We start from the raw sequence: 23824 nt of genomic DNA, 5'->3' as shown, positions 1-23824 counted from the left end.
CATCCTAGACGGATGGACGATTAGGTCCATCGAGCTTTTTGTCATAACCGGCGGACTCCGGCGACTTGCTGTTATCTGCTGCGTTTTTAGCGTCCTGCTGAGCTTGCTCAGCCGAACGGCTTTTTTCTTCATTATGCTGTGTCAACACTAACGCCTCCTCCCATTTTAAAAAATCTAACCGATAGAACAGGTTAGCTTCCAAAGGTAGTATGCGCAGGAGAGCCCTTCCTTATAAATCCTGAGAAAGACGGACCATATCAACAACCTGAATCCCGTTCTCAAATATCGCTTCCGTATAATGTCTAATGAAAAAGTCCCGGTCAATGCCTGTCATGCGAAAACCGCATTTTTGATATAAGGCAAGCTGACTTACCCCCGAATTCCCCGTTCCGATTTCAATTGTTTTATAACCAAGCTGCTTCGCCTGCTTAATCGCATGAATCACCATTTTTTTGCCAAGCCCTTGCCCTTGGTGAGTATCATCTACGGCAACATTCACAATTTCCACGGTCTCCGGCCTTGTCGGCAGCAGGACATATTCGGCTATGATTTCTTTATCAATAATACCTACCCAGCATTCCCCGCGCTTCAAATATTCCTCAACCAGCAAAGCGGAAGGATCCGCTGACAGAAGCAGCTCCATCGGTGGCTGCTCTGTTGCAAGCAGCTTTCGTATTTCCACATTAATCTCCTCTGCTTCCTTTAATTTTACCCAGCACCTGCATCAACGAACTTCGGTTACAAAAAAAACCGTAAATGAACAAAGGTTCATTTACAGTCCGCATTTCATGCGATTAATCCATTAGCAAGCGCGAGCCTCCGGCAGGAAGAAGGTAACGATAAAAGCCGTTCCCTCCCCCTCTTGCGATTCCACATCAATCCGTCCATTATGCCTTTCTGCAATACTTAAGCATAACGGGAGCCCAAGCCCTGTTCCCTGCGTCTTTGTTGTGAAAAACGGCTCGAACAAGTGCTTCATCTGCTCCGGCGGTATGCCAACTCCTTGGTCCGCTATACGCAGCTCGACTTTGCTCCCGGTGCAGCGGGTGCTAATATTTAAGGATCCTTTATTGCCCATTGCCTCCATACCGTTACGGGCAATATTGAGAAGCAGCTGCTTGATCTCCCTATCGTTCATCATTATCAACGGCAGATGCTCGCAAAGGCTGACGTCGATTGATTGTCCGCGCAAATTCGCATCTGCATGAAGCAGCGGCACAAGCTCGTTAATGACTTCGTGCAAGGATGACGGCTCCATGATAAGCGCTCTATTTTGAGCAAGTGACAAAAAGTCGCTGATAATCATATTGGCGCGATCAAGCTCCTCAATAATAATGCGGAAGTACCCCTCTTGGCTCTTCGGACTTCGTTCTTGGATGAGCTGGACAAAGCCGCGGATAACAGCCATTGGGTTACGGATTTCATGCGTAATGCTGGCAGCCATTTGACCGACTAAACTTAGTCTCTCCATTCGGCCAACCTCGTCTTGAAGATGGCGCAGCTCCGTCACGTCCTGAGCAAGAAGCGCCGCCCCTGCATGCTCATTTACCGATGTCCTGAGCGGAATTGTCGTTAAAAGCAAAATCTTATCGTTATTGACGAATGGAACTAGCGAAGACTTCTTACCGTTAAGCGCTTGAACTAACATCTTCACGCAAGTGTCGCCATGCCCGTGCTGGAATATAAGAGGAAAATCGACGCCAAGCAGCCCCTTATCACCTATGAAATTCGTATGCAGATTAAACACGGTCTTCGCCAAAGCGTTAGAATGTGTGATTCGCCCTGCGCAATCTACGACGATTACCCCGAACGAGGTCTCGTCAATGAACAGCTGCAGCTTCTCTACTTCATTCCGATAATTAACCGAAATTCGCTTTACTTCTTCATGGAGCAGCTGCTTCTCCTTTACGCTTTCAATCATAAAAATAAACAACCAGGTTGCGGTCAATGTCGCCGTTGTTGAAATCAAGAGCGCCAAAAACATCTCAAACGTCCATGTCTCTTTACTAAATGAAATGAATCCCGTAATCGTAATGATGTAATAAAGCATCATCCCTGACATCAATTGCAGGCCTTTTCTTTTCTTGAGAAGGGCTGAAGCCTGTTGAAAATGATGAATCGATAATACGATTAGCGTTGCGAAAACAATAATAAACGTTATGAAGCTGAACAATTCCCATACACTGTCCAGCATTGGAATCCGAATACCAACATAGATTGCCGATAATACAGCCAACGTTGGCAATCCTCCATAAAGCGAGCCAATCAAATACGGAATAAGACGAAAATCAGCTTCATAGCCAAATACACTTGTTGCCGTCAGCATGCACAATATCATCGATGCACCGCAAAAAATACCCATGAAAATCGGCATTCCCTTCCAGCCCTGCTCTTTGTTATACCAGAGCTGGAAAGCGAAAACGGGTAATAAAGCTACAATGAATTGTAACAGCAATTCCTTTAACAAAACGATCGGTTCCCCCTGCCGCGCTTCGAATGCATGCCACATATTTAGTTATGTTGAAGTAATAAAGCGTTACCAAATATTTAGAATCTATTAGTCCGATTAAAACATAAAATACATGTATTTACAATTGTTCTTCCAACCATTTTATTATCTCTTGAATCGCCTTTTCGCCTTCAATATCATTGTGAAGCTCGTGATATCCACCGTCCCAGCGCCTAAAATGGCATTTTCCGCCAAGCTTCTCCGCAAGCAGCTGGCTGGCCTCCAAGGAAGTCACGCGGTCGGAGGTTCCATGCATAAGCAACAGCGGAATCTGCAGGTTTCCTGCGTTAGCAAGCGCCCACTCTCCGCCTGAAGTGATTTCCTTAAAGGCTTGAAGCGTAATTTTTGTATGGCATAACGGATCCTCTGCAATAGGAGCCGCCATTTCATAGCCGGGACGGAACAAATCAGCCGGATTTAAGCCAGTCGATTGCTGCAGCGCCGGCATAATAGAAGCAAGCCTGCGCCCAAACCATTCCACTGCCGGATTCGGCTTAAAGGCAAGCCGCAGCCAAGGGCTAGTCAGAATCAGTCCCTGCACTTCAGGATGAAGGCGCAGCGCGCAGTTCAGCGCGACATTGCCCCCCATGCTGTGACCGTACAAGAAAATAGGCGCGCCAGGGTGCCTCGATGCAGCTGCCTCGATCATTAAAGCGGCATCGCTTACTGCTGCGCCGAGAGAGTACAAATGTCCCCGTTTCCCTGATGAGCGGCCGTGCCCTTGCTGGTCAAGCGCAATAACGGCAATGCCCGCCTCCGTGAAGCGAGCCGCGACATGCGCGTATCGGTCGCCATGCTCTCCCATGCCGTGAACGAGGCAAACGGCCGCCTTGACCGCCGCTGTCTCCGGCTTCCACTCCCTAAGAAACAATACGGTTCCTTTTGCACCTGTTATTTGCCATTCCTCACGAAGCATCCTAACGCCGCCTTTCTTTTGTGGTATTATAGATCTACTAATAAATATAGCAGGTGGAACGCGATGCAGTATGATGCAATTGTAATAGGCGGCGGATCAGCCGGATTAATGGCCAGCATTGCCGCAAGCAAGGACGGCGCTAAGGTGCTTCTCCTCGACAAAGGAGAAAAATTAGGCCGCAAGCTTGGCATCTCCGGCGGCGGCAGATGCAATGTGACGAACAATAAAGATTTGGACGAGCTTATCAAGCATATTCCGGGAAACGGGCGTTTTCTTCACAGCACCTTTTCTAATTTCAACAACAAGGATATCATTGCCTTTTTTGAGAATCTCGGGATTGCTCTCAAGGAAGAAGATAACGGGAGAATGTTTCCCGTGTCGGACAAGGCAAAAACGGTCGTAGACACGCTTGTTAATCAAGTTCGCAAGCAAGGCGTCAAAATTATTTTGAACGCTCCTGTCGATCATATCATGTTCGGAGACGGAAGAGTCACGGGCGTGCGCGTAAAATCAGGCGAAACTTTCCACAGCAGGAGCGTTATTGTTGCCTCAGGCGGGAAATCAGTGCCTCAAACCGGTTCGACCGGCGATGGCTACGCATGGGCAGAGAAAGCCGGGCATTCCATAACGGAGCTATTTCCAACCGAGGTTCCGCTCACATCAAATGAACCTTTTATTGTGAGCAAAGAGCTCCAAGGACTCTCTCTAAGGGATGTCGGACTATCCGTTTGGAATCCGAAGGGCAAGCAAATTATTGAGCATCATGGCGACATGCTGTTTACCCACTTCGGCATCTCGGGCCCTATCGTGCTGCGCTGCAGTCAGTTTGTGGTAAAAGCGCTTAAGCAATATAACACCGGAAATATCGAAGTAGCGATCGATCTCGTGCCAAGCAAGAGCAAGGATGAGGTCTACAAAGAGACGCTGAAGCTCGCCGAGCTCGAATCCAAAAAAACGATTAAAAACGTGTTAAAGAGCTATTTACCCGAAAAAATGATTCCGATTTTGCTTCAAAAGGCTGGTTTGCCTGAGGCTCTTACTTATGACAACATTCCCAAGCATGACTGGATCTCTTTGTCGCAGCTCATTAAGCATTTTCCTATACGCGTATACGGCTCGCTTTCTATAGAAGACGCATTCGTTACAGGCGGGGGTATTCATTTAAAGGAAATCGATCCAAAAACGATGAAATCGAAGCTGATGGACGGGCTTTATTTTTGCGGCGAAATATTAGATATTCACGGCTACACTGGAGGCTATAACATTACCGCGGCTTTTTCCACTGGCTATACGGCGGGGCTAAACGCGGTGCTCCAATAATCCATACGCCAAAAAGGCTGTCCGCACTTGTCATTAGACAACGGACAGCCTTGTTTGCGTTTTGTGCAAACAGCAGTTTATATCCGCACATCACCCGAAAAGTGATCATACGTGCCGGGGTCCGGCAGAAACTCTTCATTGTAATCCGCATCTTCATCACGATTGCGCAATCCCTCTGGATTTGACTCCCCATCGGACAAAACCCAATCCTCATTTACGAGATGCGCAGGTATCGCAATGGCGTCAAGAGAATAGGCGCTATCCGTCACTGCATCGGCATCAATCTGGGCTTGCTGGGCAAGCTGCCCCCCATGCGATTGCGCAATTTCGAGCGCAGAAGTCAAATCGCTTCCTTCAATATGTACATGCATGCGGCTGCCATCATGGAGAACCGTTTCATAGCCGAGCTCCCGAAGCGTCTCGCAAGCGAGCGCTGCGCTTTGCGCATCGTTAAAATCAAATAGTAGGGCTGAGTTCGCAGACATTTACGATCATCCTTTCTCATGTTTGGTATAGCTTGTCCAATTTATGAAAATACATGTAACAAGGAATAAAAAATAACATGACATGATTTATTCACAAATAACTATGTCAATATGTTAGGTTTTATGACATAATCATTACATGTGTATCATCACTACGCAAACGGATGGGAGGGTGTCATCGATGAATCATTTATTTTATTTGCTTTCTGAACCTATGCTCATCGTCGAATCCGACGAATCCCGTTGGTCAATTCGCGATGTCAATCAAGCCTTTGCGGTCTTTTCCGGCTTTAAGAAATCAGATCTTATGCTTCTTGATCCATCTACGATCAATTCCGTTCAGGACACAGCGTTAACCTTCGAACAAGCCATTCATCAGCTTACCGATGAGTTAGCCGTCTCTTCCTTGCTCGAATGCAAGTTGGTAACGAAAGCCTCTACTCCGGCGGACGTACGTATGTCCTGCCGTAAGCTTCAGCTTGGAGAACGTCCTGTATACGTTCTCATTTGCAAAGATTTGCGCGAGGCAAAATGGATAGATGAATATATTTTACATAATAAAATCATGGTAACTTCAATCGTCAATGAGCGTTTTAACATAATGAGCTTAAAACATTATTACGCCCCTGTGCAGCAGCCTTCTTCTTCATATGTAAACAAATCGATATTTGATCTCGTTGCCGAACATGAGCGGAATAAGCTGAAACGGGTACTCGATTTTGCCAAAACCAATCGTACGACCGAAACCGTCGACTTCCAGCTAAAGCTTGGCGATCGCTGTTACAGCACTGAAGCCGTTATTCAGCCTTTTTACAACGGCAACCGGAGCTTTAAAAACTTTGTTGTCGTGCTAACCAGCCTTTACGCGAACAGCAAGGAGGAAGATCCCTCCTATAAGCTCCGCATGCTTATGCTTAGCAAAAATATATCCGTAACCTCGCTCGCCCAGTCTACGCTTATCTCTCTTACGACCATTTCCAAAATTCGCAACGGAAAAATAAAAAAGCCCCAGCGCCTTACGGCTGAATTGATTGCTGGTGAGCTTGGGGTCAGGCCGGAAATGATATGGAGCAGCTTCAAGCGTTGATCGCTATTCTGATGAGCGGCATCCCGGAGCAATAGCAAACATCAAAAAGGGACTGTTCGCCTCCTAAGAGGTTAACAGTCCCTTCTTGTTTATATAGTTAGCCGCGATATGGCGCTAGCGCTTCATTCAAAGCGCTAGTTTGCGCATATACCTGCTGGTAAACTTTAAAGATTCCGGCATAAGCAGCAACCGCATCAGGCTGCGGAGAATAAGAATCCGCATGCTTCACGAATTTATCTGCGCAGGACTCCAGGCTCTCGAACCAGCCGGCGCCGTATGCAGCAAGCATAGCAGCACCTAGTCCAGGTCCCTGTTCATTCTCAAGCGCAACGACCTTCGCATCAAAGATATCGGCTTGCATTTGCAGCCATACCGGATTTTGAGCGCCGCCGCCGATAGAGATAATCGTATCAACCGTTTTTCCCGCTTGTCTGAACATGTCGACCGACTCGTTAAGCGAGAAGGTAATTCCCTCCATTACCGCACGAGCAAAGTGGATCCGCTCATGGGAACCGTCTACGCCAATGAAGCTCGCACGAATAACGGAATCCGCATGAGGCGTACGTTCGCCGACAAGATACGGGGTAAACAGCAGCCCGCCCGCTCCCGGTTTCACATCGCGCACGCCCTCAAGCAATTGGTCAAAGCTCTCATTCGGAGCAAATGTTTTCTTGAACCAGCTGAGGCTGTAGCCTGCCGCCAGCGTGACGCCCATCACATAGAAGGAATCTTCTTTGCCGTGATTAAAGAAATGTACCTTGCCCGCAAAATCCTTCGTTTTATCATTCTCATAGGAGAGAATAACTCCCGACGTACCGATGCTGCAAAGCGTCAAGCCTTCGGATAAAATTCCTGAGCCGATCGCGCCGCACGCATTGTCAGCGCCGCCCGCGAACACTTTAGTGTTTGCCGGAAGACCTGTGCTTTTCGTAAATTGCGGCAGCAAGGTTCCGACAAGGCCATGCGATTCAACCAGCGGCGGGCAGAAGCTCGCAGGAAGCTCAATTGCGTCTAACACATCTTTGCTCCATGCTTTGCCAGCCACGTCAAGAAGAAGCGTGCCCGCAGCGTCGGAGTAATCCATATGCAGCTCGCCGGTTAAGCGGTAACGAAGATAATCCTTCGGCAGAAGGAAAAGCTTCGCTTTCGCAAAGGCTTCAGGCTCATGCTCGCGTACCCAAAGAATTTTGGGAAGCGTAAAGCCCTCCAAGGCTGGATTGCGCGTTACGCTAAGCAGCTTGTCGCCAAGCTTGCTTTCGATTTCGCGGCATTGCTCCGTCGTGCGGGTATCATTCCACAGGATCGCATTGCGAATCGGATTTCCTTCACCGTTCAGCAGCACAAGACCGTGCATTTGGCCGGAGAAGCTGATTCCCTCTATCGTGCTGGCATCGATGCCGGCAGCAGACGTCAGCTCACGCAGCGCTTCTACGGTTCCGTCTACCCAATCATCCGCCCGCTGCTCGCTCCATCCGGAATGCTCGTGGAACAGCGGGTAGCTGCGGGATGCTTCCCCAGCTACCGTGCCATTGCGGTCGACGAGCAGCACTTTAACGGCGCTCGTACCTAAATCTATACCGATTACATAGCTCATTTGCCCATGATCCTCCCGACTTAAACGCTGAAAATAACTTCGCTCAGTATAAGGCGGATACGTTCTTGACGACCGGACTCGTTCTTGATCGGATTGTTTTGCAATGCATATTGCTCAAGCGATGCAAGCGTCGCTTTGCCGGACACGATTTCAGCGCCAATACCTTCTTTGAAGCTGCGGTAACGGTTGTCTACGATATTGTCGAGAATTTTCTCTTCCGTCAATTTCGCAGCCGCTTTAAGACCCCAAGCGAAGCTGTCCATACCAGCAATATGCGCTAAGAACAGATCTTCTGCTTCGAACGAACCGCGACGAACCTTCGCATCGAAGTTAACGCCGCCGCGGCCGATGCCGCCAGCTTTCAATACTTCGAACATCGTTAATGTCGTAGAATAAAGGTCAGTTGGGAACTCGTCCGTATCCCAGCCAAGCAGCAAGTCGCCTTGGTTCGCATCAAGCGATCCAAGCATGCCGTTGATTGCAGCAGTACGGATTTCGTGCTCGAACGTGTGGCCTGCAAGCGTTGCATGGTTTGCTTCAAGGTTAAGTTTGAAGTGGTCTTTCAAGCCGTATTTTTGCAAGAAGGAGATCGTTGTTGCTGCATCGTAGTCATATTGGTGTTTCGTTGGCTCTTTCGGTTTTGGCTCAATCAAGAATTGCGCATCGAAACCAATTTCGTTAGCATATGCGATTGCCATATGGTACAAGCGTGCAAGGTTATCAAGTTCAAAGCCCATGTCTGTGTTAAGAAGCGTTTCGTAGCCTTCACGGCCGCCCCAGAATACATAGTTTTCTGCGCCAAGCTCTTTACCGACCTCAAGACCTTTTTTCAACTGCGCGCCAGCATAAGCATAAACATCAGCGTTACAAGTTGTTCCTGCGCCGTGTACAAAACGCGGATTGGAGAACATGTTAACCGTGTTCCATAGCAGCTTTTTGCCGGAGGATTTCATGTTGTCCTTCAATAGAGCAACGATTACATCCAGGTTTTTGTTCGTTTCTTGCAAAGTTTCGCCTTCTGGCGCAATGTCCACATCGTGGAATGCGTAGAAAGGAATGTTCAATTTATTCATGAATTCGAAGTTAGCTTCAACGCGCGCTTTCGCACGGTCAAGGCCGTTATATTGATCCCAGCCGCGAACCATAGTAGCTGAGCCGAAAGGGTCTGTACCATTAGCGTTAAAAGTATGCCAGTATGCAACCGCGAAGCGAAGGTGCTCTTCCATTGTTTTGCCCATAATGACTTGGTTAGGATCATAATGTTTGAATGCCAGCGGATTATCGGAGCCCTTACCTTCAAACTGGATTGTATTAATGTTTTTGAAATAGCTCATAGAAAACAAAATCCTCCTTCACGGAATTCGATATTTTTGTTAGTGCTTACATTTAGAATAACACGCCTTAACTTAGTTTGTCTATTAAACAAACTAAGTTTTTGTGTTAAACTAGCCTTATCCTAATTTTTGCTTGCAGCGCCGTATTCAGTATGTGGAGCATGCAGGCTGTATATTCGATATTTCGTGATACAATGATAGATATTGTGACTTGGACGGAGGCTTTCTTTTTTGAAAATCAAACCAACAGGAGACTTAGCGCTCATCAAGAAAATAAATACGGCTATTGTACTCGAAGCCGTACTGGTGCATGCCCCCCTCTCGCGGGCGCAAATATCCGAGCTCACCGGACTTAATAAAGCAACGGTATCCAGCCTCGTTCAAGATCTGATCGACAGCCATCTTGTTCTTGAAAACGGACCTGGACAATCCAGCGGCGGACGAAAGCCCGTCATGCTTCTATTTAACGGTACGGCTGGGTATGCTGTCGGCATCGATCTTGGCGTCAATTATATCCGCGGACTGCTCGTCGATATGGAGGGCAATGTCATTGCCGAGCATCAGCGCGGTCTTAAGCAGCAGGATGCGGAGCTGGCAATCGCGCAGCTAACAGACTGTATTGAGCTGCTTATGAACGAAGCGCCTGAGAGTCCTTACGGGATTGTAGGAATCGGCGTCGGCGTTCCGGGTATTGTGGACGACAATGGCATCATTCTGTTTGCTCCGAATTTGAAGTGGCATCAGGTCGAGCTGCAGCGGCAGCTTGAAGAACGTTTCGGCCTGCCGGTTACCATTGACAACGAAGCGAACGCCGGCGCGCAGGGAGAACAGAAATATGGAGCCGGCCGCGGGATTCCCAACCAGATTTATGTCAGTGTCGGGATAGGAATCGGGACCGGAATTATTTTGAATAAGGAGCTATACAAAGGGGCTTCCGGTTTCTCCGGCGAGCTTGGCCATCTCTCAATTGAGTATGACGGCAAGCCTTGCAGCTGCGGCAACCGTGGCTGCTGGGAGCTATATGCCTCCGAGAACGCGCTTCTGGAGCGAGCGGCGCTGCTCGGCTTCGAGAACCTGGAGGAGCTGCTGCTGGCCGCAACTGCCGGCGATGAGCGCGTCATCGAGCTCATCCGCTCCATTGGTGATTATTTGGGCGCAGGCATTGCCAATATCGTCAACGTCTTTAACCCAAACGTGGTCATCATCGGCAATCGGATGAGCCGGGCGGCGGAATGGCTGGAGCCCGCTGTTCAAGCAGCCGTCGATCAACGCACGCTCCCTTACCACCGGGAACGCATGCGTATTCTGTTCGCCGAGCTGCAGGATCAATCCGCTGTTCGCGGTGCGGCTTATTACGCGATCAGTGCGTTTTTTGAAAAGATCAAAAGCGGACAATGATTGACATGACGACTGGTTTGTTCAAAAGCTTCTTATGAAGAAGCGTGATTCAAAGCAGATAACCACATGAACCCTATGTAAGAAATCGAGGCGGCAACCGCCCAATACTAATAGCAAAAGACCGGAGCCTCCGGTCTTTTTTGCGTGAATAATAGCCACTTTGATCATTTGATTTATTGGATGCGATGTACGCTTACGATTTGTAACGTTTGACCATCGATCCATACGTCAACCTGAGTCGTAATCACGGTTCCATTATTATAGTAAGCAGTAAAAATGAATGAGATCGTACCATTTAGCAGCTTTGCGAATTCTTCCTCCCAAAGCTCGCCTTTCCACTTATTTTGTGCGAGACCTATCGGTTTTAAAGAAGCTTCATAACTGCCCATCCGCACCTCTACCCGATCTGCTCTCGTCGCGGTTCCCGTCATGGTCGTATCCGCTTCGAGCACAAACTTTTCGCCTGCCCAAAATACAGCAAAGCCCCGCGGTGCATCTTCCTTCCCGGATGCTTTTACGTTGAATGCCTTGCGATGCTGCTCCCAAAGCTCCGTATGTTTTACAAAACCGAAGAGCTGAAGCGGAAGCACCTGCAGCGATTTCGTAACACTCACCGGATCAGCAATGCCATCGCTTACGGTCATTTTCATCGTCCAAGTGCCGTCATCAGTCAGCCTTAGAGAAGGCCCTCGTGCTGGATAAGCAGGACCGTTCACGGTGTAGCTGTAACTGCTTTTTGCTCCAAGCGGGCTGGTCAGCTCGTACAGAATCGAAAGTGTATTGCTGTCTGGGTCATTTACGTCTGACATAAATGAAGCCATATCTCCCACATATACTGGCTTTGGAGACCAGTCAAAATCGCCTGCTGGCGAACGATTGGTCACGAAATGAATGTAGGCGAAGATCCCTTCATTACCTGCAAGATCAGCATCGATAACCGTTAGACGATATTCCTGTCCGGCATCAAGTCCGGTGACCCGAATGGACTGACGTTCAAGCGCTAACGGCATGCTGTATTCCGATTGGCCGTCACCATTCAAATCGATGTTCGTTACGCTCCCGTTCGCGTTCACCTTTTGCAAATAAAAGGCTCGGGAAGCGTGCCCGGAAGATGGCTCCGCATCGCTAAAAGCATTAAAGGTTACCGATACCGCCGTCGGCTCCACTTCTAATTGCTCATTTACGTCGGCAGGCTTGACCGTGTCTACAAAGAAAAAGCCGTTGCTTGAATAAGGCCCCCATATGTAGCTGTCGTTTGCTCTCGCTTTCCAATAGTGCAGTCCCTCCGCAAGAGCTGCCGGTGTATAGCTTGCTGCCATTATGGACGATTCAGTATCAACGACCTTGGTTCCATTTGCTGCACGGTAAACTTCGTAATCAATGGACGTAATCGGGTGTATTTCAGGATCGACGGTAAAGGTTCGCAGCTGCGGACGATTTGAATTCGTATAGATGGGGTGGTCTGCATCCGGGCCATTAAAAGAAAGCAAAAACGTTTGCGGCGGGAGATCCAGCACAAAGTATTTGCTATTGCTTAGATTAGACCAAACACCCGATGAGTAGACCTGACCTTGCACCCGCACAACGCGGCCTGGTTCAATTGTGCCCTCTAATACCGGATATGATAGCGCGCTGCCTTCATGCTCGATGAACAACGCCGTTTCATTATGATCAGCATACGTTAAGGATAAACGATATTGCTCCTGCCGATCGTTATCGGCATCAGCGTATGTCCATTTGATAACCGGCTCTTTGACCAAAACAGTTGGTGCTGCTGCCGTTGATCCAGAAGGATAAGTGATCGTCATTACTGGCTTGGTTTGGTTTACAGTCGATAAAGCATCCTTATAAACGATGTATTGCCCCCAATATGACCATGCGCCGTGTAGATCTCGGACTTGCTCCTGCACGATAAGTTCCACGCCAGGACGATTGTAATACTCACGCTTGCCTGTTTTCCAGCTTGACTCATCAGCCCAGCGTGTTCTAAACAGCTTGTCCGATAGAATGTGCGCAATGTCGGGATCATAAGAAGCATCAAGCGTTTCGTAATCTAGGGACTCCCCCTCCGCGTACACCTTTCCGGTGAACCTGACTTCAGGTTTGGCAACTGGCCTTCGATGGACATAGAGCAGCTTTTTGACGGGCTCCGACCATTTGCCATAAGCCGCTAACCCGGGATTGTCATTTGCTCGAAAACTAATCTCATACACCCCTGCCTTTGCTAAGGCGTTGATCGTCGTTCCGTACGTTTGGCCGCTATGAACGCTTAACCCTTCCGGATTTTCGAAAAAATTCGGATTATGGCTGTAGCTCCATTCTTCAACCGTCATGGGGTCTTTTTCAATATCGTTAAACAGCTTCTCGTAGGATATTGGGTCGTTGACCAGCACGGTATCATAAGTTTCTTGCGTATACGTATCGCCGAAGTTGGTTTTCTTCACGTTCGAGAACGAAGCTGAAGATTGACCAAGTGACATTAAGCCTGCAGCGCCCTTTGTAAACGTACCATCGGTTATCTCGATAACCTTGGCGTAGTTAACGAAAACACGCAGCGTACCATTTACAACTTCAACCTTGAACGGATACGCAGTAAACGGTGAACGAGCTAAAGATGCGGATTGCAAGGTAGTTTTCAAACCATTTACAGCTTTGTAGAGCGTAATCTTGTCCTTGCTCCATTCTACCGCGTACATATTTTTTTCATTTTGAATGTGGAAGCCCGCGCCGATGGGTTTATAATTCTTAATGTCGTTCACGCTGACGCTGAATTCTAACGCATAATTTTTCATGACGCTTCCTGAATCATAGAGCAATCCGCCCCAATTATCATCGAAGATGCCTACGGTGTTTGCATCTACATCCTGAAGATTGGCATTGCCTGATGCTGAAACAAACGGCAGGACAGAAATGGGAGAAGTCTTCTCGATAAAGAATATAGATCCGTTCGGCAGTATAGGCGTTCCTATTGCACCGCTAGTTCCGTAATACTGATTTCCGTTGGCGCCCTCTTGGACCATAGATGTTCTAGACGTAATATTGTAAATGCCATATCGGAAGGTCATCCTATCAAAATAAGGACTGAATAGATCTCCGTTTGGCAATAGTCCTGCTTGATAAAATTCCAAGAACGGTGAATTCGGTATATCCGAGCTAAATAAAAATGCGCCCGTTTGGGAGAAAAAATACACTTTATTATAATCGGATATGACCACCGTACCGTCTTCCCGCACGATTGGGTTATAGGAATAAGGAGCAACACTCGTATAGATCGACCTCATTAGGAAGTTTTTATAAGTACTCACGATGCTTAAGTCTACGGCGTTGTAAGTCGTCAAATACATATCGTGGCTGTCGCCGCTTTGCGAACCAAAATTTAAACGGTATAAGTATTTTCCATCGTCGCTAACCGAAACCGTCGAACCATCTCCCGTGCCCGATACGACTTGCGAGTCCACTCGCGACCCGTTCGGTGTGATTTTAGTTATAACTTTTCCGGATATATAAATTGTGCCACTCGGATCAACGGACATTTTATTAAAAAAAGTATAGTTCCCATTCGCTTCATATCTGGACACGGAGGATCCTGCTGCTGCCCATTCCAAGCGGCGATTCTCGAGAGAATATTTATAGTAATAGGTATCGTCATTAAATGCTCCGAAATGAGTCATACCGATAACGAGATACTTTAAATCCGGCGTCATCTCAAAAAGCGAATACGTAAAGTTCCGGGAATCGACTCCGACTAGCCCAAAAGAAAACACATCTACTTTCTTCCCATGATTGTCGTGAACGGTAATTCTGATGCTGTTCTTGTTGATGACTTCTTTTGAATAGAACTTCTCATCCGGCATCAGCTCTCCGCTGAGTGAATCTTCTAAATTAAAGGAAGGTCTTCGTACAGCCCCTGTTACAGCATCTCTTTCGGTATAGGAAAAGACATTTTCATAGGCTGTTCCTTCTGCATTCACTCTTTTGGTTTTATGGTACGTGTACAGCCGATTAGGGTTAAAAATTGAATTTGAAGCTAATCCGTAGTCCTGGTCATAGTATCCGTTAGAGCCTACGGGCTGGACTTGCCATCTCGTTTTCGATTGAAGATCACTAGCTAAAGCATACTTATTGCGTGAGTTAAGCCCGCTTCCCGCGTTTGGATATTTCAGATTGAAATTGACCATTTGTCCATTTTTCGTGCTAATTGCCGCTGCGTCTGCTTTCCAAGCAAGCTTATCTGCACCTCCGCCTACATACGGCTTTTTAGATGACCATGAGCGAAAAATGGATTGTGCTGTATAGTTTATGACAGGTGGTCCACTCTCTTCTCCTTGTTCAGGCTGCTGCGTGACGCCAAAAACGTTAAAATTAACCGAAGGCGCATAGTTGCGAACATCCGTCATTGCAAGTGAAGAGGCCGCTGATTTACCGTAATCCTCTGTAACGGCAGCACGGTATTGCCGTTTGCCAACGGTTGTATAGCTGAGAGAATGCGTTGTTTTGAAGGCACCGTCATAAAGCGTTGTCCAAGCTTCCTCCTCAAAATTACCGTCATCATCCTGGTCATATCTCTCTTCAATAAATAAATGTTCCAGAATATCCGCATCTGAACTTTCTGCTTCCATGTAAAGCATGAAACTGCTGCTGCGATACGTTTCTTCAGGCGCTGTCACTTCGATTGCCGGAGGCAGGTCAGGAACAACTTCCACTACTAAATCTGCCCACTCACTAACTCTTCCCGTCGTGTCGTATACCTTTCCTTCGAGGGAATACTGCCCTACTGCCAAATTATTCGTTGTTGGAAAATCGATGGTATAACCAACATCTCCTACTCTTTTGTACCTTTTTTCTGATCTGCTGTGATCAATGGTCACATCTCGCTCGGCTAGCGGGGTGTAAGAGTTATTTAAGTGATAAGGAAAAGGAAATGCTCTTCCTTCTATGATTTTTGTAGCGCCAGCAACAATGGCAATGGGCTTCGGATCGATCACCGTTAATGCAGCTTCTGCCGAAGAGGATCCGCTGCTGTCACTCACCTTAATCGTCGCTCGATAAGTGCCTGCCTGCGTAAAGGTTTGATTGATGTATTCGTATTTACTCTTATCCGGGAATATAGGATCTAAATTGGTTGAAAACTTCCATTCGTAGCTGTCAAATCCGTACGAGCTATTCAGCAGTGATGACGTTTCCCCTGCAAAAATAATGTCAGGAACGAATCGAAGGCCTGCTTTTAATTCCGGTCGCGGCGGTAAAGTAGGACTAGGCGGTGTTGGTTCTCCTACACGAATGGTCAGTTGTGCCCACTCAGATACCTTTTTAGCGCTATTCGTTACGCGAAGCTCTACGAGGTATGTTCCTTCAATCGTAAAATCCTTTGCGAACGGTTTTGTGAAAATCGTGGTACCTGTTGGGGTCTTATATTTCCATTCTCGGATGGTGATGGTTTCCTTGCCTGGTGAATAGGAGAGTTTGTCATCAAGCTTCGGCTCTGCCGCCGGCTTAATGGTCATTTCGGGGGTTGTTCGATGATCGCCTTCATTATGGGAGATGACGGCTATTGGAATGGTGGGTTCATTCTTTTTGTTAAAAGCGATTTTAAAGTCTTTCGTGTTGTTATTTTCATTTGACTCGGTTACAGCTTCCCCGAAGTCTGTTTTTGCTGTGAAGCTTTTTATGCCGCTTACGTTAGAGGAAACATGGACGGTCACGGTTTTGATTTGGCCGGGAGGTATGTTTGAGATGACCTCCGATTTTGTTGTTGTTCCGACAATGCCCACTGTGAAGGGACCGCTGTCTGTTTTCCCTTGGTTCTTTGTTGTAATTTTAATAGGGACAGATTCGCTGAGCCAGGCGTCGGGTGGATTGGCTATAGCACTAATAATCAGATCGGGTTGTGTTTTAATCTCCAACTTATTTAATGGAGGAATATAAAACATCTCATACCACCAAGATCCGTCAGGTTGCCATATATTCCACATCTGGACAATGCCAGGACTAAAATCTGTAGGTATTTGTTGAATAATTACATAATCTATCAACGTATCCCCTGTCCATCCCTTACCAGTTCGTTTATTGTAGCTTTGAATAAAAGTTGGAGTCTCTTTGTAGGGATCAACAATTGCTTCCAACCATTTTACTGCGTCTGGGTTTGCTGTTAATTCAGGTGTTGCTTGTATCCTTTTACTTATACCAGTAGAAGTTTTCCAAGGTTCTTTTACCCAGTTTTTAGTAACGTTTAAAGTCGCCCTCGAATCACTACGGAATAACCAGTTACGGTAAACAGTTCCATTAATATCGTACCCGAGATAACGCCATTGTCCTTGATCAAACTGGTTATCAGCTACACTTGCGGGTGATCCATATACAACAGCCATAGAACCTAAGCCACATTTATTTGATAGATAGTTACCATTCAGCTTGTATTTACTATTGTTAATTGATGTAGGAATGTTATTTTGATCGATTAAAATTAACGAATCGGCATCATAACTGGTTGGTAAAGGGCAATCTTGAATACCGGCAGCTTGTATTGGTTGTTGATACGAAATTAGCGAAAAGAAAAGCAGAAAAACTAAAGCAATTAGAGCATTTTTTTGATTAAAAGAATTCACGATATTCACGCTCCAATCCATATTACAACTCTCTTCGTATTAATACCTTTATATGCTTCGAAGCTGCGATTATCGTATTTTGTTTTAACTGCGGAGCTGTCATCTGAATCTGCCGCTTTGCTAACTTTTATATACGCGGAATAAGCCTTTTCGAATGAACTTGGATAATATGTTTTAAAAAGATCTTTAACAATAGATTGATTTTCTGTAGTTGGATCAGCAACGTTAATGATGGTTGCTTTCAAATTGCTGTCATATTCTACAACTAGTGTATTATCTGCGAAATTATCAGAACCTTTACTGTTAACTAATATAATCCCATTTCGGCCATACGTTGTAGTGCCTTTAAAACTAGGAAGAGATTGAATTAAAGTATTTAGCTGCTCCTTTGTTTTTGGATAAGCCACCACTAGTGCAGGAGGATTCTTCGCAGTCAACGTATTCATAACCATCACCACAGCCTCCGCACGAGTAGCATTTTTGTCCCCGCCCATCGTACCATCTGGATACCCCTGCATAATCTCAAGCTTCTTCGCCACAGCTAAATACCCAGACTTCACGCCCTCTGCATCCTTACCAAGCGCCCGAATCGTCATTCGCGCGATCTCCTCACGCGTAATCACGCTATTTGGTTCAAAATTATTTTCTTCATAATCTCCAACCTTAATTATCGATTGCTTCAACCCTGTAGCAATGTAAGCACGAAACCAACCGGTATCATCAACAAACGGCGTATCGGAATCGGCTGCTTTTATTTTCAATGCTGCTACCAGCGATTTTAGAAATTCAGCCCGCGTCATGTTGGCATTCGGTTTAAAGGTTTTTGCATTGTAGCCATTAATCCAACCTTGATTCACAGCTGCCGATATTTCTTCCTTTGCCCAATGCTTTTTCATATCGGTAAACGCAGCCGCAGCGGAAGCTGCTTGTGCACCCATCAGCATCGTCACCAGTAATGTCAGCGCTAGAAATACTCGTCCTATTTTTTGCATCATATCAACCACTCCCATTATTTATTAATCTGCATATGATCAAACGTCTTTTTTCGTCAAAAATACACATTTTTTTACAGCCTTCCTATCATTTCTTGCTGCGCTTAGCTTTTTCCTTCTTTTCCCTTCTACCTCATCCTCTCTGACCCCAACATTCCTCAAAACCAACAGCTCGCTTCCTCCCCTTTTCGGCATGCCACTCTCCCAAGGACAGCACCGAAACAACAAAAAAAGCACGCCCCTCCCTCTTACGAGGGTGTAAGCGTGCTTCGCCATACCTTGTATCAACTAAAATAGATGTTACTTCACAAGGAAGTTTCTGTCAATATCCCGAAGCTGCTAGGAGTTCGTTTGGGCGATCAGCGGCTTTTGCTTAAACAATGGAACAAGGAGCAGCATTCCTAAGAACATAATGGACCCTGCTACGGTATAGATGCCGACAAGCGGGAATACCAGCTTGAGCTGACCGGCAACCAGCGTCATGATAACCATCATGCCCATAAACATTGGGGTAAGTACGCCGTTCACGCGGCCCGTATAGGCTTCCTCTGACCACTGCAGAATCATGGTGCTAATACCGATTTGAATCATAGGGAAGCCTAGTCCGCCTATAAACTGCAGCACCAGCGTTAAAGGAATGCTTGTTGATAATCCTGTACCGATCATCGTCAGCGAGCTGATTAGCAACCCAATCGCCAGCAGCTTTTGCGGAGCAACCTTCTTGGCTACGACCATGACTGCACCGCCGCCAACGAGCATTGCAATTCCGTTAACCATCAGCATGTATTGCAAAAACTCCTTCGGCTGCCCCAGGCGCTCTAGCACGATGAACAAGCCGAGTGTCTGCGCGATACCGACAGCCGTTCCTGCTAGCGCAAACGTTCCACCCAGTGCTTTCAGTACCGGACTGCGCCATACGTAAGCAAAGCCGGCTTTTAATTCCTGCCAGAATTGGCGTTCAACAACGGCATCCGTTTTCTCCACCTCACGGTCGCGAGGGATTCGGAACAAGACGACAGCCGATAACAAGAAGGCTACGCCCATTACGCCGATTGAAATTTCAATGCCGAATTTTTGATACGAAATCACGCCTAGGGACGGTCCTAGCACCATAAATATCGCCATAAGCGACTGGAACATCGCCATTGCGGATTGCAGCTGCTCCGCCGGAATATGCTGCTTAAACAGCTTCATCGCGGACGGCTGCGAGAATTGCGATAAAATCGCGGACACAAACGTGGCAAAATAAACCATATGCCATGATCCGTATAGAAGCGTAATCAGCACGATAAATACGGATAACGCGGATAAGAAATCGCACCAAATCATCGTAAGGCGCGGTTTCCAGCGATCCGCAAACGTCCCGCCGATGAACGAGAATACGAAAATCGGCAAAAATTCCACAAAGCCCATTAAGCTAATGGCGAACGGGTCTTCGTTTGTCTTATCTGTCACGTACATTAGGATAGCAAAATTCCGTACCCATATTCCGATTTGCAGCAGTACGTTTGACAGCAAGATCGTTTGAAAAAAAGTATTGCGGAGCAAGCTATTTCCAGCTCCGGCTCCCTTTATTCCTTTTGCAGACATGTTAATGTACACGCTCCCTCATTAAACAGTAATCTTTAATCCTTTGCGTTCTCACCTGCGCCATGGTAACCCTTCTCGCCATAAGGCCTTAGCTTCTCTACCCACTGCTCCTTTAATTCAGCGACTTCCCGGTTGTATTGGCGTACCATATCAACGGGTTGCCGGCCCTCAGGATCCGTAACGTCTTTATAATCATAACGAATCTTTTGATCCAATTTAACGGTCTCGAGAACGAGAAACGAAAAATTTTCGCTGCCATATTGCTTCCATTCCTTTTGCAGTTCTTTGTTCGCATGCCCGTCAATATTAAGAACAAACTGCTCTTTTCCCCACAGCGCATCTAGATTGGTCGAGCCTCCAATATAAACTTTACCATTGGCATTATTTTTAATTTGAAAAACACCCATCAGCCGTTCGCGTTCCTGATATTCCACCGTCAATTGCTTACGCTTTTCCTTATCCATATTTGACTCCTCCTTTCGTTCATCCACTTGCTCCGGTAAAGTCCCCTTCGGCTTCGCCTTTCCGGACTTTCCTTTTTTCCCTTTGCTGCCCGCCTTCGAAGATTCACTATGCTCCTTTGAAGCTTCTACCGTATACTGCTCAAGCTGCTTTTCCCCGATGTTTGTACCCTTCACCCAATACGACCGGCCATCGTCCGTACGATCCAAATACCCGTATTCGATCAAATAACGGCGCAAAGTTACGTAATCCTCTTCCCAGAAGCGGCTTAACCGCTCATTCACGTCCTTCTCCGTATAGCGCGTTCCGCTTTTAAAATTAGAAGAAATATGCCGCAGTATCGCAATTTTACGCTTTTCTTTACGAGGAAATGAGGCTAGCGGGCCTTCAGGTCCCTTCGGAAAATATTGCTTTAGCAGCGCCGCGTATTCGTCCTCCGTAATCACATATCGTTCATCCACTTGTGTGGCGGTAAGGTGCACAGGCACGAAGCGCGGTGCCGCAGCAGAACCCAGCTCCATCATCTCCATAATCGCGAGCTGCAGCTTCGCCTGCTTCGCCTTTTCCTTCAGCACGAAACGGTGGTTTCGTATGGTTGAAGCGCTGCCTACGCCCGTGCGGGCCATCATTTCTTGATCGGACAGTTGATCGGCAAATCCGCGTATAAGCTCTTTTTGCAAATCGGTCAGTCCCGTCTGCCTCTTATCCAGCTCCAGCAAATAATCGAGCATCGATCCATGCTCCTGCTGGACATGATGGGCAGCATATTTACGAGCCTCGTACCACCGTCCGGATTGCTCATGGCGAAAAACCTCCCCATCCTCAAAGCGCTCTCCGCAAATCAGACAATAATAATTGCCTTCCGCTTCTTCATACAAATAACCTAGCTTCAGCTCTTCTATCGACGATGCCCAAAACCGTTCTTCGCTCTCCATTATACAAACACCCCTTTATTTCGTTTGCTTATTTAATAAACATTATATAATTATGTTTGCTTTTTATCAATCGTTACTTTTATATAAAAAAAGCCGCCCTAAGGATTGCTCCTTAAAACGGCTGTTCTTTCATAAAATTCTTACGCTGCTTCTTTTCTATCCTTAGGAAGCAGAAACGCCAGCAATCCGATAAGCGGCAGAACGCTGCAAGCGATCATCACAAAGCTAAGTGAGCGGCTGTCCGCCAAATAGCCAAGCACGACTGCGCCGAGGCCGCCCATTCCAAACGCAAGACCGGTGATAAGTCCCGATGCGGTTCCTACCTTGCCAGGCATAAGCTCCTGCGCGTATACGACGCTGACGGAAAAGCCGGATTGCAGGATGAAGCCGAGCAATACGATTAACGGATAAACCCAAGGAAGCGGCAAATGCGGAAGTGCCAACGCAAAAGGCGCGGCCCCGAGAATGGATAAAAGCATCATTTTTTTTCGTCCGATCCGATCCGCCAGAATTCCTCCAAGAAACGTACCGGCTACGCCCGCAGCCATAAACAAGAACAGCGGGATTTGCGCATGCTTGATGGACAAGCCGTACGTTTCCACCACATAAAACTGATAGAAATTGCCGATGGCGGCAGCATACCATGAACGGGCGAAAACGATGGCGAACAGTATCGCAAGCGCGAATCCGATCACCTTAGGCGAAAGGGCAGCCTTCATACTGCCTGCGGCTTTTCGCTGCTGTTTTTTGCCATCCTGCACCGCTAGCTGCGTCTTATACCAAGGCACGACTTTTAACAGGATGATGATTGCTGTAGCAGCGAGCAAGGTACCCCATATTGCGCCCTTTTGGCCAAACGGCAAAAAGATCAGCATCGTCATAAGAGGCCCAAGCATTTGACCAAAATTGCCGCCGACCTGATAAATCGATTGGGAGAACGCTCGGCGGGGGCCGGCGGCCAAATGCACGACGCGCGAGCCCTCCGGATGGAATACCGCCGAACCAAGACCCACAAACACAACCGCAAGCAGCACTAAGTAAAAATTCGGGGCAAAGGCTAGGCCTGCCATCCCAATCATGCTTGAGAACATGCCGACCGGAAGCATCCATGGCGCGGGTCTTTTATCCGAAATCAAGCCAACCACAGGCTGCATGACCGACGAGGTCATATTGAGCGTAAAAGCAATCCAGCCGATTTGCGCCAAGCTTAGCCGCAGCGATTGCTCTAAAACAGGAAATAAAGCGGATACGACCGACTGCATCATATCATTCATGAGATGGACGGAGCTGATGCATATTAATATGGAATATACGGTAGCTGATTTTATCGCTTCTTTGTTGATGCGACTTGTTGTAAGCGGTGCTGACATAATAAACAGGACCTGCCTTTCTTAACGAAAAGCCTTCATCTCCTAGTTCGGATCATGCTGGCCATTATTATTTTGCAAATTTAATACAAACCGGACTTGGCAATTGAAGCGACGAAGCACTCTGCTCTAAGAGCCCGTTCTCTCCATCTACCGTAAAGACTGCAATGTTCCCTGTTTTCTGATGAGCCACCAGTAAATGACCGCCATCAGGTGTAATGGCAAAATTTCGCGGCGACTCGCCGCCGCAATCAATATGTTGAATTAGCGTAAGCTCCGCTGTTACTTGATTAACGGCAAACACAGCGATGCTGTTATGACCGCGGTTAGAGCTGTATAAATAACGACCTGACGGACCCAAATGAATATCAGCAGCATCATTATAGCCGATGTAATCTGCCGGCAGCGCCGAAATCGCTTGCCCTGCCGTCAATACGCCCTGCTCAGCATCCACCTTCAGCACCGTGATTGTGGAATCCAGCTCGTTCATCACGTAACCGGCAGGCATTGCCGGATGAAAAATTAAATGTCGAGGTCCGGCCCCGCGGTGTACCTTGCTGATCCCATGCGGAGTAAGCGAAAGCTTCTCTTCATCGAATCGATAGATGACGACAGCGTCAATTCCCAAATCGACGGCGCATACATAGGGAGAATCTCCGAGCGGCACGATGCAGTGCGCATGCGGGGCATCCTGCCTTGCCGCATTCGGGCCCAGCTCGCCGGAATGCTGCTCTACAGCTGCTGCCTCGGCTAGCTGGCCTTCTGCTTTTATTGGAAACAAAGCAACGTTGCCGCCCGTATAATTAGCTGCGAACAGCATCTGCCCCGTCTTATCCGTGCTGATATAGCAGGGATGTGCGCCGTGCGTAAGTACGCGGTTGCTTGTGGCCGTCAGCGTTCCCGATTGTCCATCAATCTCAAATACAGCTACGGAGCCTCCGCTTGCGTCTCCTGTCACCTCCGTCTCACTGGCTGCATACAAATGTTTTCCATTTGGATGAAATGCTAAATACGAAGCATTTTCCAGACCGGTTAACCGCTGAATGACAGTGAGCTCGCCTGTCTTTTCATCAAACGCGCAAACATGTACGGTCGCATCTTCCGCCGCTCCATATGACCCGATATAGAGGATCTTACTCGATGTCGGTTGTCCATTTTGATTGCTCATATATACCCAACCTTTCTGACTTTTTGGCATTACAGTGACCATAGCACATGCCGCTCTAGCAA

At 47.3% G+C, this 23824-nt stretch carries 17 protein-coding genes; 3 read left to right on the top strand and 14 right to left on the bottom strand.

The window, feature by feature from the left end:
- Positions 1 to 4: 4 nt before the first annotated feature.
- The 4 genes from RCO25_RS00475 to RCO25_RS00460 all read right to left on the bottom strand — a co-directional run bounded on the left by RCO25_RS00475 (position 5) and on the right by RCO25_RS00460 (position 3425).
- A complete protein-coding gene (locus tag RCO25_RS00475; RefSeq protein ID WP_308994192.1) occupies positions 5 to 145 on the bottom strand; it encodes a hypothetical protein in 141 nt (46 codons plus the stop codon).
- An 84-nt stretch (positions 146 to 229) separates the two neighbouring features.
- Entirely contained in the window at positions 230 to 682 is a 453-nt protein-coding gene (locus tag RCO25_RS00470; protein ID WP_308994191.1) for a GNAT family N-acetyltransferase, read from the bottom strand.
- 120 nt (positions 683 to 802) lie between these two features.
- Entirely contained in the window at positions 803 to 2467 is a 1665-nt protein-coding gene (locus RCO25_RS00465; protein ID WP_308994190.1) for an ATP-binding protein, read from the bottom strand.
- A gap of 121 nt (positions 2468 to 2588) precedes the next feature.
- Positions 2589 to 3425 (bottom strand): alpha/beta hydrolase, encoded by an 837-nt coding sequence (locus tag RCO25_RS00460; RefSeq protein WP_308994189.1) that lies wholly within the window; start codon positions 3423 to 3425, stop codon positions 2589 to 2591.
- Between the two features lie 63 nt (positions 3426 to 3488).
- Here RCO25_RS00460 and RCO25_RS00455 point away from each other — a divergent pair, with 63 nt between their 5' ends.
- Entirely contained in the window at positions 3489 to 4745 is a 1257-nt protein-coding gene (locus RCO25_RS00455; RefSeq protein WP_308994188.1) for a BaiN/RdsA family NAD(P)/FAD-dependent oxidoreductase, read from the top strand.
- Between the two features lie 77 nt (positions 4746 to 4822).
- Here the strand turns inward: RCO25_RS00455 and RCO25_RS00450 are convergent, their stop codons facing one another.
- Positions 4823 to 5230 carry a hypothetical protein gene (locus RCO25_RS00450; RefSeq protein WP_308994187.1) on the bottom strand — a complete coding sequence of 136 codons (408 nt, stop codon included), beginning with the start codon at positions 5228 to 5230 and terminating at the stop codon, positions 4823 to 4825.
- A gap of 181 nt (positions 5231 to 5411) precedes the next feature.
- Here RCO25_RS00450 and RCO25_RS00445 point away from each other — a divergent pair, with 181 nt between their 5' ends.
- A complete protein-coding gene (locus tag RCO25_RS00445; protein WP_308994186.1) occupies positions 5412 to 6317 on the top strand; it encodes a helix-turn-helix domain-containing protein in 906 nt (301 codons plus the stop codon).
- 97 nt (positions 6318 to 6414) lie between these two features.
- Here the strand turns inward: RCO25_RS00445 and xylB are convergent, their stop codons facing one another.
- Together xylB and xylA are read right to left on the bottom strand one after the other, a co-directional pair.
- A complete protein-coding gene (gene xylB, locus RCO25_RS00440; protein WP_308994185.1) occupies positions 6415 to 7911 on the bottom strand; it encodes a xylulokinase in 1497 nt (498 codons plus the stop codon).
- Between the two features lie 20 nt (positions 7912 to 7931).
- On the bottom strand, positions 7932 to 9245 hold the full coding sequence (gene xylA, locus RCO25_RS00435; protein ID WP_308994184.1) for a xylose isomerase: 1314 nt from the start codon (positions 9243 to 9245) through the stop codon (positions 7932 to 7934).
- A 231-nt stretch (positions 9246 to 9476) separates the two neighbouring features.
- On the opposite strand from xylA, the gene RCO25_RS00430 reads away from it, so the two are divergent.
- Entirely contained in the window at positions 9477 to 10643 is a 1167-nt protein-coding gene (locus RCO25_RS00430) for an ROK family protein (protein ID WP_308994183.1), read from the top strand.
- A 173-nt stretch (positions 10644 to 10816) separates the two neighbouring features.
- On the opposite strand, the gene RCO25_RS00425 is transcribed toward RCO25_RS00430, so the two are convergent.
- The 7 genes from RCO25_RS00425 to RCO25_RS00395 form a co-directional block, all read right to left on the bottom strand.
- A complete protein-coding gene (locus RCO25_RS00425) occupies positions 10817 to 17011 on the bottom strand; it encodes an Athe_2463 domain-containing protein (protein ID WP_308994182.1) in 6195 nt (2064 codons plus the stop codon).
- Between the two features lie 242 nt (positions 17012 to 17253).
- Positions 17254 to 18243: an S-layer homology domain-containing protein gene (locus RCO25_RS00420; protein ID WP_308994181.1), complete on the bottom strand. Its 990-nt coding sequence runs from the start codon at positions 18241 to 18243 to the stop codon at positions 17254 to 17256.
- Between the two features lie 36 nt (positions 18244 to 18279).
- Entirely contained in the window at positions 18280 to 18435 is a 156-nt protein-coding gene (locus tag RCO25_RS00415; protein ID WP_308994180.1) for a hypothetical protein, read from the bottom strand.
- Positions 18436 to 18579: 144 nt separating this feature from the next.
- Positions 18580 to 19830, bottom strand: coding sequence for an MFS transporter (locus RCO25_RS00410; protein WP_308994179.1), 1251 nt, complete (start codon positions 19828 to 19830; stop codon positions 18580 to 18582).
- Positions 19831 to 19865: 35 nt separating this feature from the next.
- Complete coding sequence (locus RCO25_RS00405) at positions 19866 to 21227, bottom strand: DUF2087 domain-containing protein (protein WP_308994178.1); 1362 nt, start codon at positions 21225 to 21227, stop codon at positions 19866 to 19868.
- Between the two features lie 140 nt (positions 21228 to 21367).
- Positions 21368 to 22597, bottom strand: coding sequence for an MFS transporter (locus RCO25_RS00400; protein ID WP_308994177.1), 1230 nt, complete (start codon positions 22595 to 22597; stop codon positions 21368 to 21370).
- Between the two features lie 67 nt (positions 22598 to 22664).
- Complete coding sequence (locus tag RCO25_RS00395) at positions 22665 to 23762, bottom strand: lactonase family protein (RefSeq protein ID WP_308994176.1); 1098 nt, start codon at positions 23760 to 23762, stop codon at positions 22665 to 22667.
- Positions 23763 to 23824: the final 62 nt, after the last annotated feature.

The sequence above is a fragment of the Paenibacillus sp. LHD-38 genome (assembly GCF_031157315.1).
In the GTDB taxonomy this organism is placed as follows: domain Bacteria; phylum Bacillota; class Bacilli; order Paenibacillales; family Paenibacillaceae; genus Pristimantibacillus.
This window is presented reverse-complemented; position numbering and strand designations above follow the sequence as displayed.

Excerpts from the sequence above, each read along its gene's own strand:
- RCO25_RS00450 (WP_308994187.1), bottom strand. The coding sequence starts at position 5,230 with ATGTCTGCGAACTCAGCCCTACTATTTGATTTTAACGATGCGCAAAGC.
- RCO25_RS00415 (WP_308994180.1), bottom strand. The coding sequence starts at position 18,435 with ATGCCGAAAAGGGGAGGAAGCGAGCTGTTGGTTTTGAGGAATGTTGGG.
- RCO25_RS00400 (WP_308994177.1), bottom strand. The coding sequence starts at position 22,597 with ATGTCAGCACCGCTTACAACAAGTCGCATCAACAAAGAAGCGATAAAA.
- xylA (WP_308994184.1), bottom strand. The coding sequence starts at position 9,245 with ATGAGCTATTTCAAAAACATTAATACAATCCAGTTTGAAGGTAAGGGC.
- RCO25_RS00410 (WP_308994179.1), bottom strand. The coding sequence starts at position 19,830 with ATGTCTGCAAAAGGAATAAAGGGAGCCGGAGCTGGAAATAGCTTGCTC.
- RCO25_RS00420 (WP_308994181.1), bottom strand. The coding sequence starts at position 18,243 with ATGATGCAAAAAATAGGACGAGTATTTCTAGCGCTGACATTACTGGTG.
- RCO25_RS00460 (WP_308994189.1), bottom strand. The coding sequence starts at position 3,425 with ATGCTTCGTGAGGAATGGCAAATAACAGGTGCAAAAGGAACCGTATTG.
- RCO25_RS00445 (WP_308994186.1), top strand. The coding sequence starts at position 5,412 with ATGAATCATTTATTTTATTTGCTTTCTGAACCTATGCTCATCGTCGAA.
- RCO25_RS00425 (WP_308994182.1), bottom strand. The coding sequence starts at position 17,011 with ATGGCTGTTGTATATGGATCACCCGCAAGTGTAGCTGATAACCAGTTT.
- RCO25_RS00455 (WP_308994188.1), top strand. The coding sequence starts at position 3,489 with ATGCAGTATGATGCAATTGTAATAGGCGGCGGATCAGCCGGATTAATG.
- xylB (WP_308994185.1), bottom strand. The coding sequence starts at position 7,911 with ATGAGCTATGTAATCGGTATAGATTTAGGTACGAGCGCCGTTAAAGTG.
- RCO25_RS00405 (WP_308994178.1), bottom strand. The coding sequence starts at position 21,227 with ATGGAGAGCGAAGAACGGTTTTGGGCATCGTCGATAGAAGAGCTGAAG.
- RCO25_RS00395 (WP_308994176.1), bottom strand. The coding sequence starts at position 23,762 with ATGAGCAATCAAAATGGACAACCGACATCGAGTAAGATCCTCTATATC.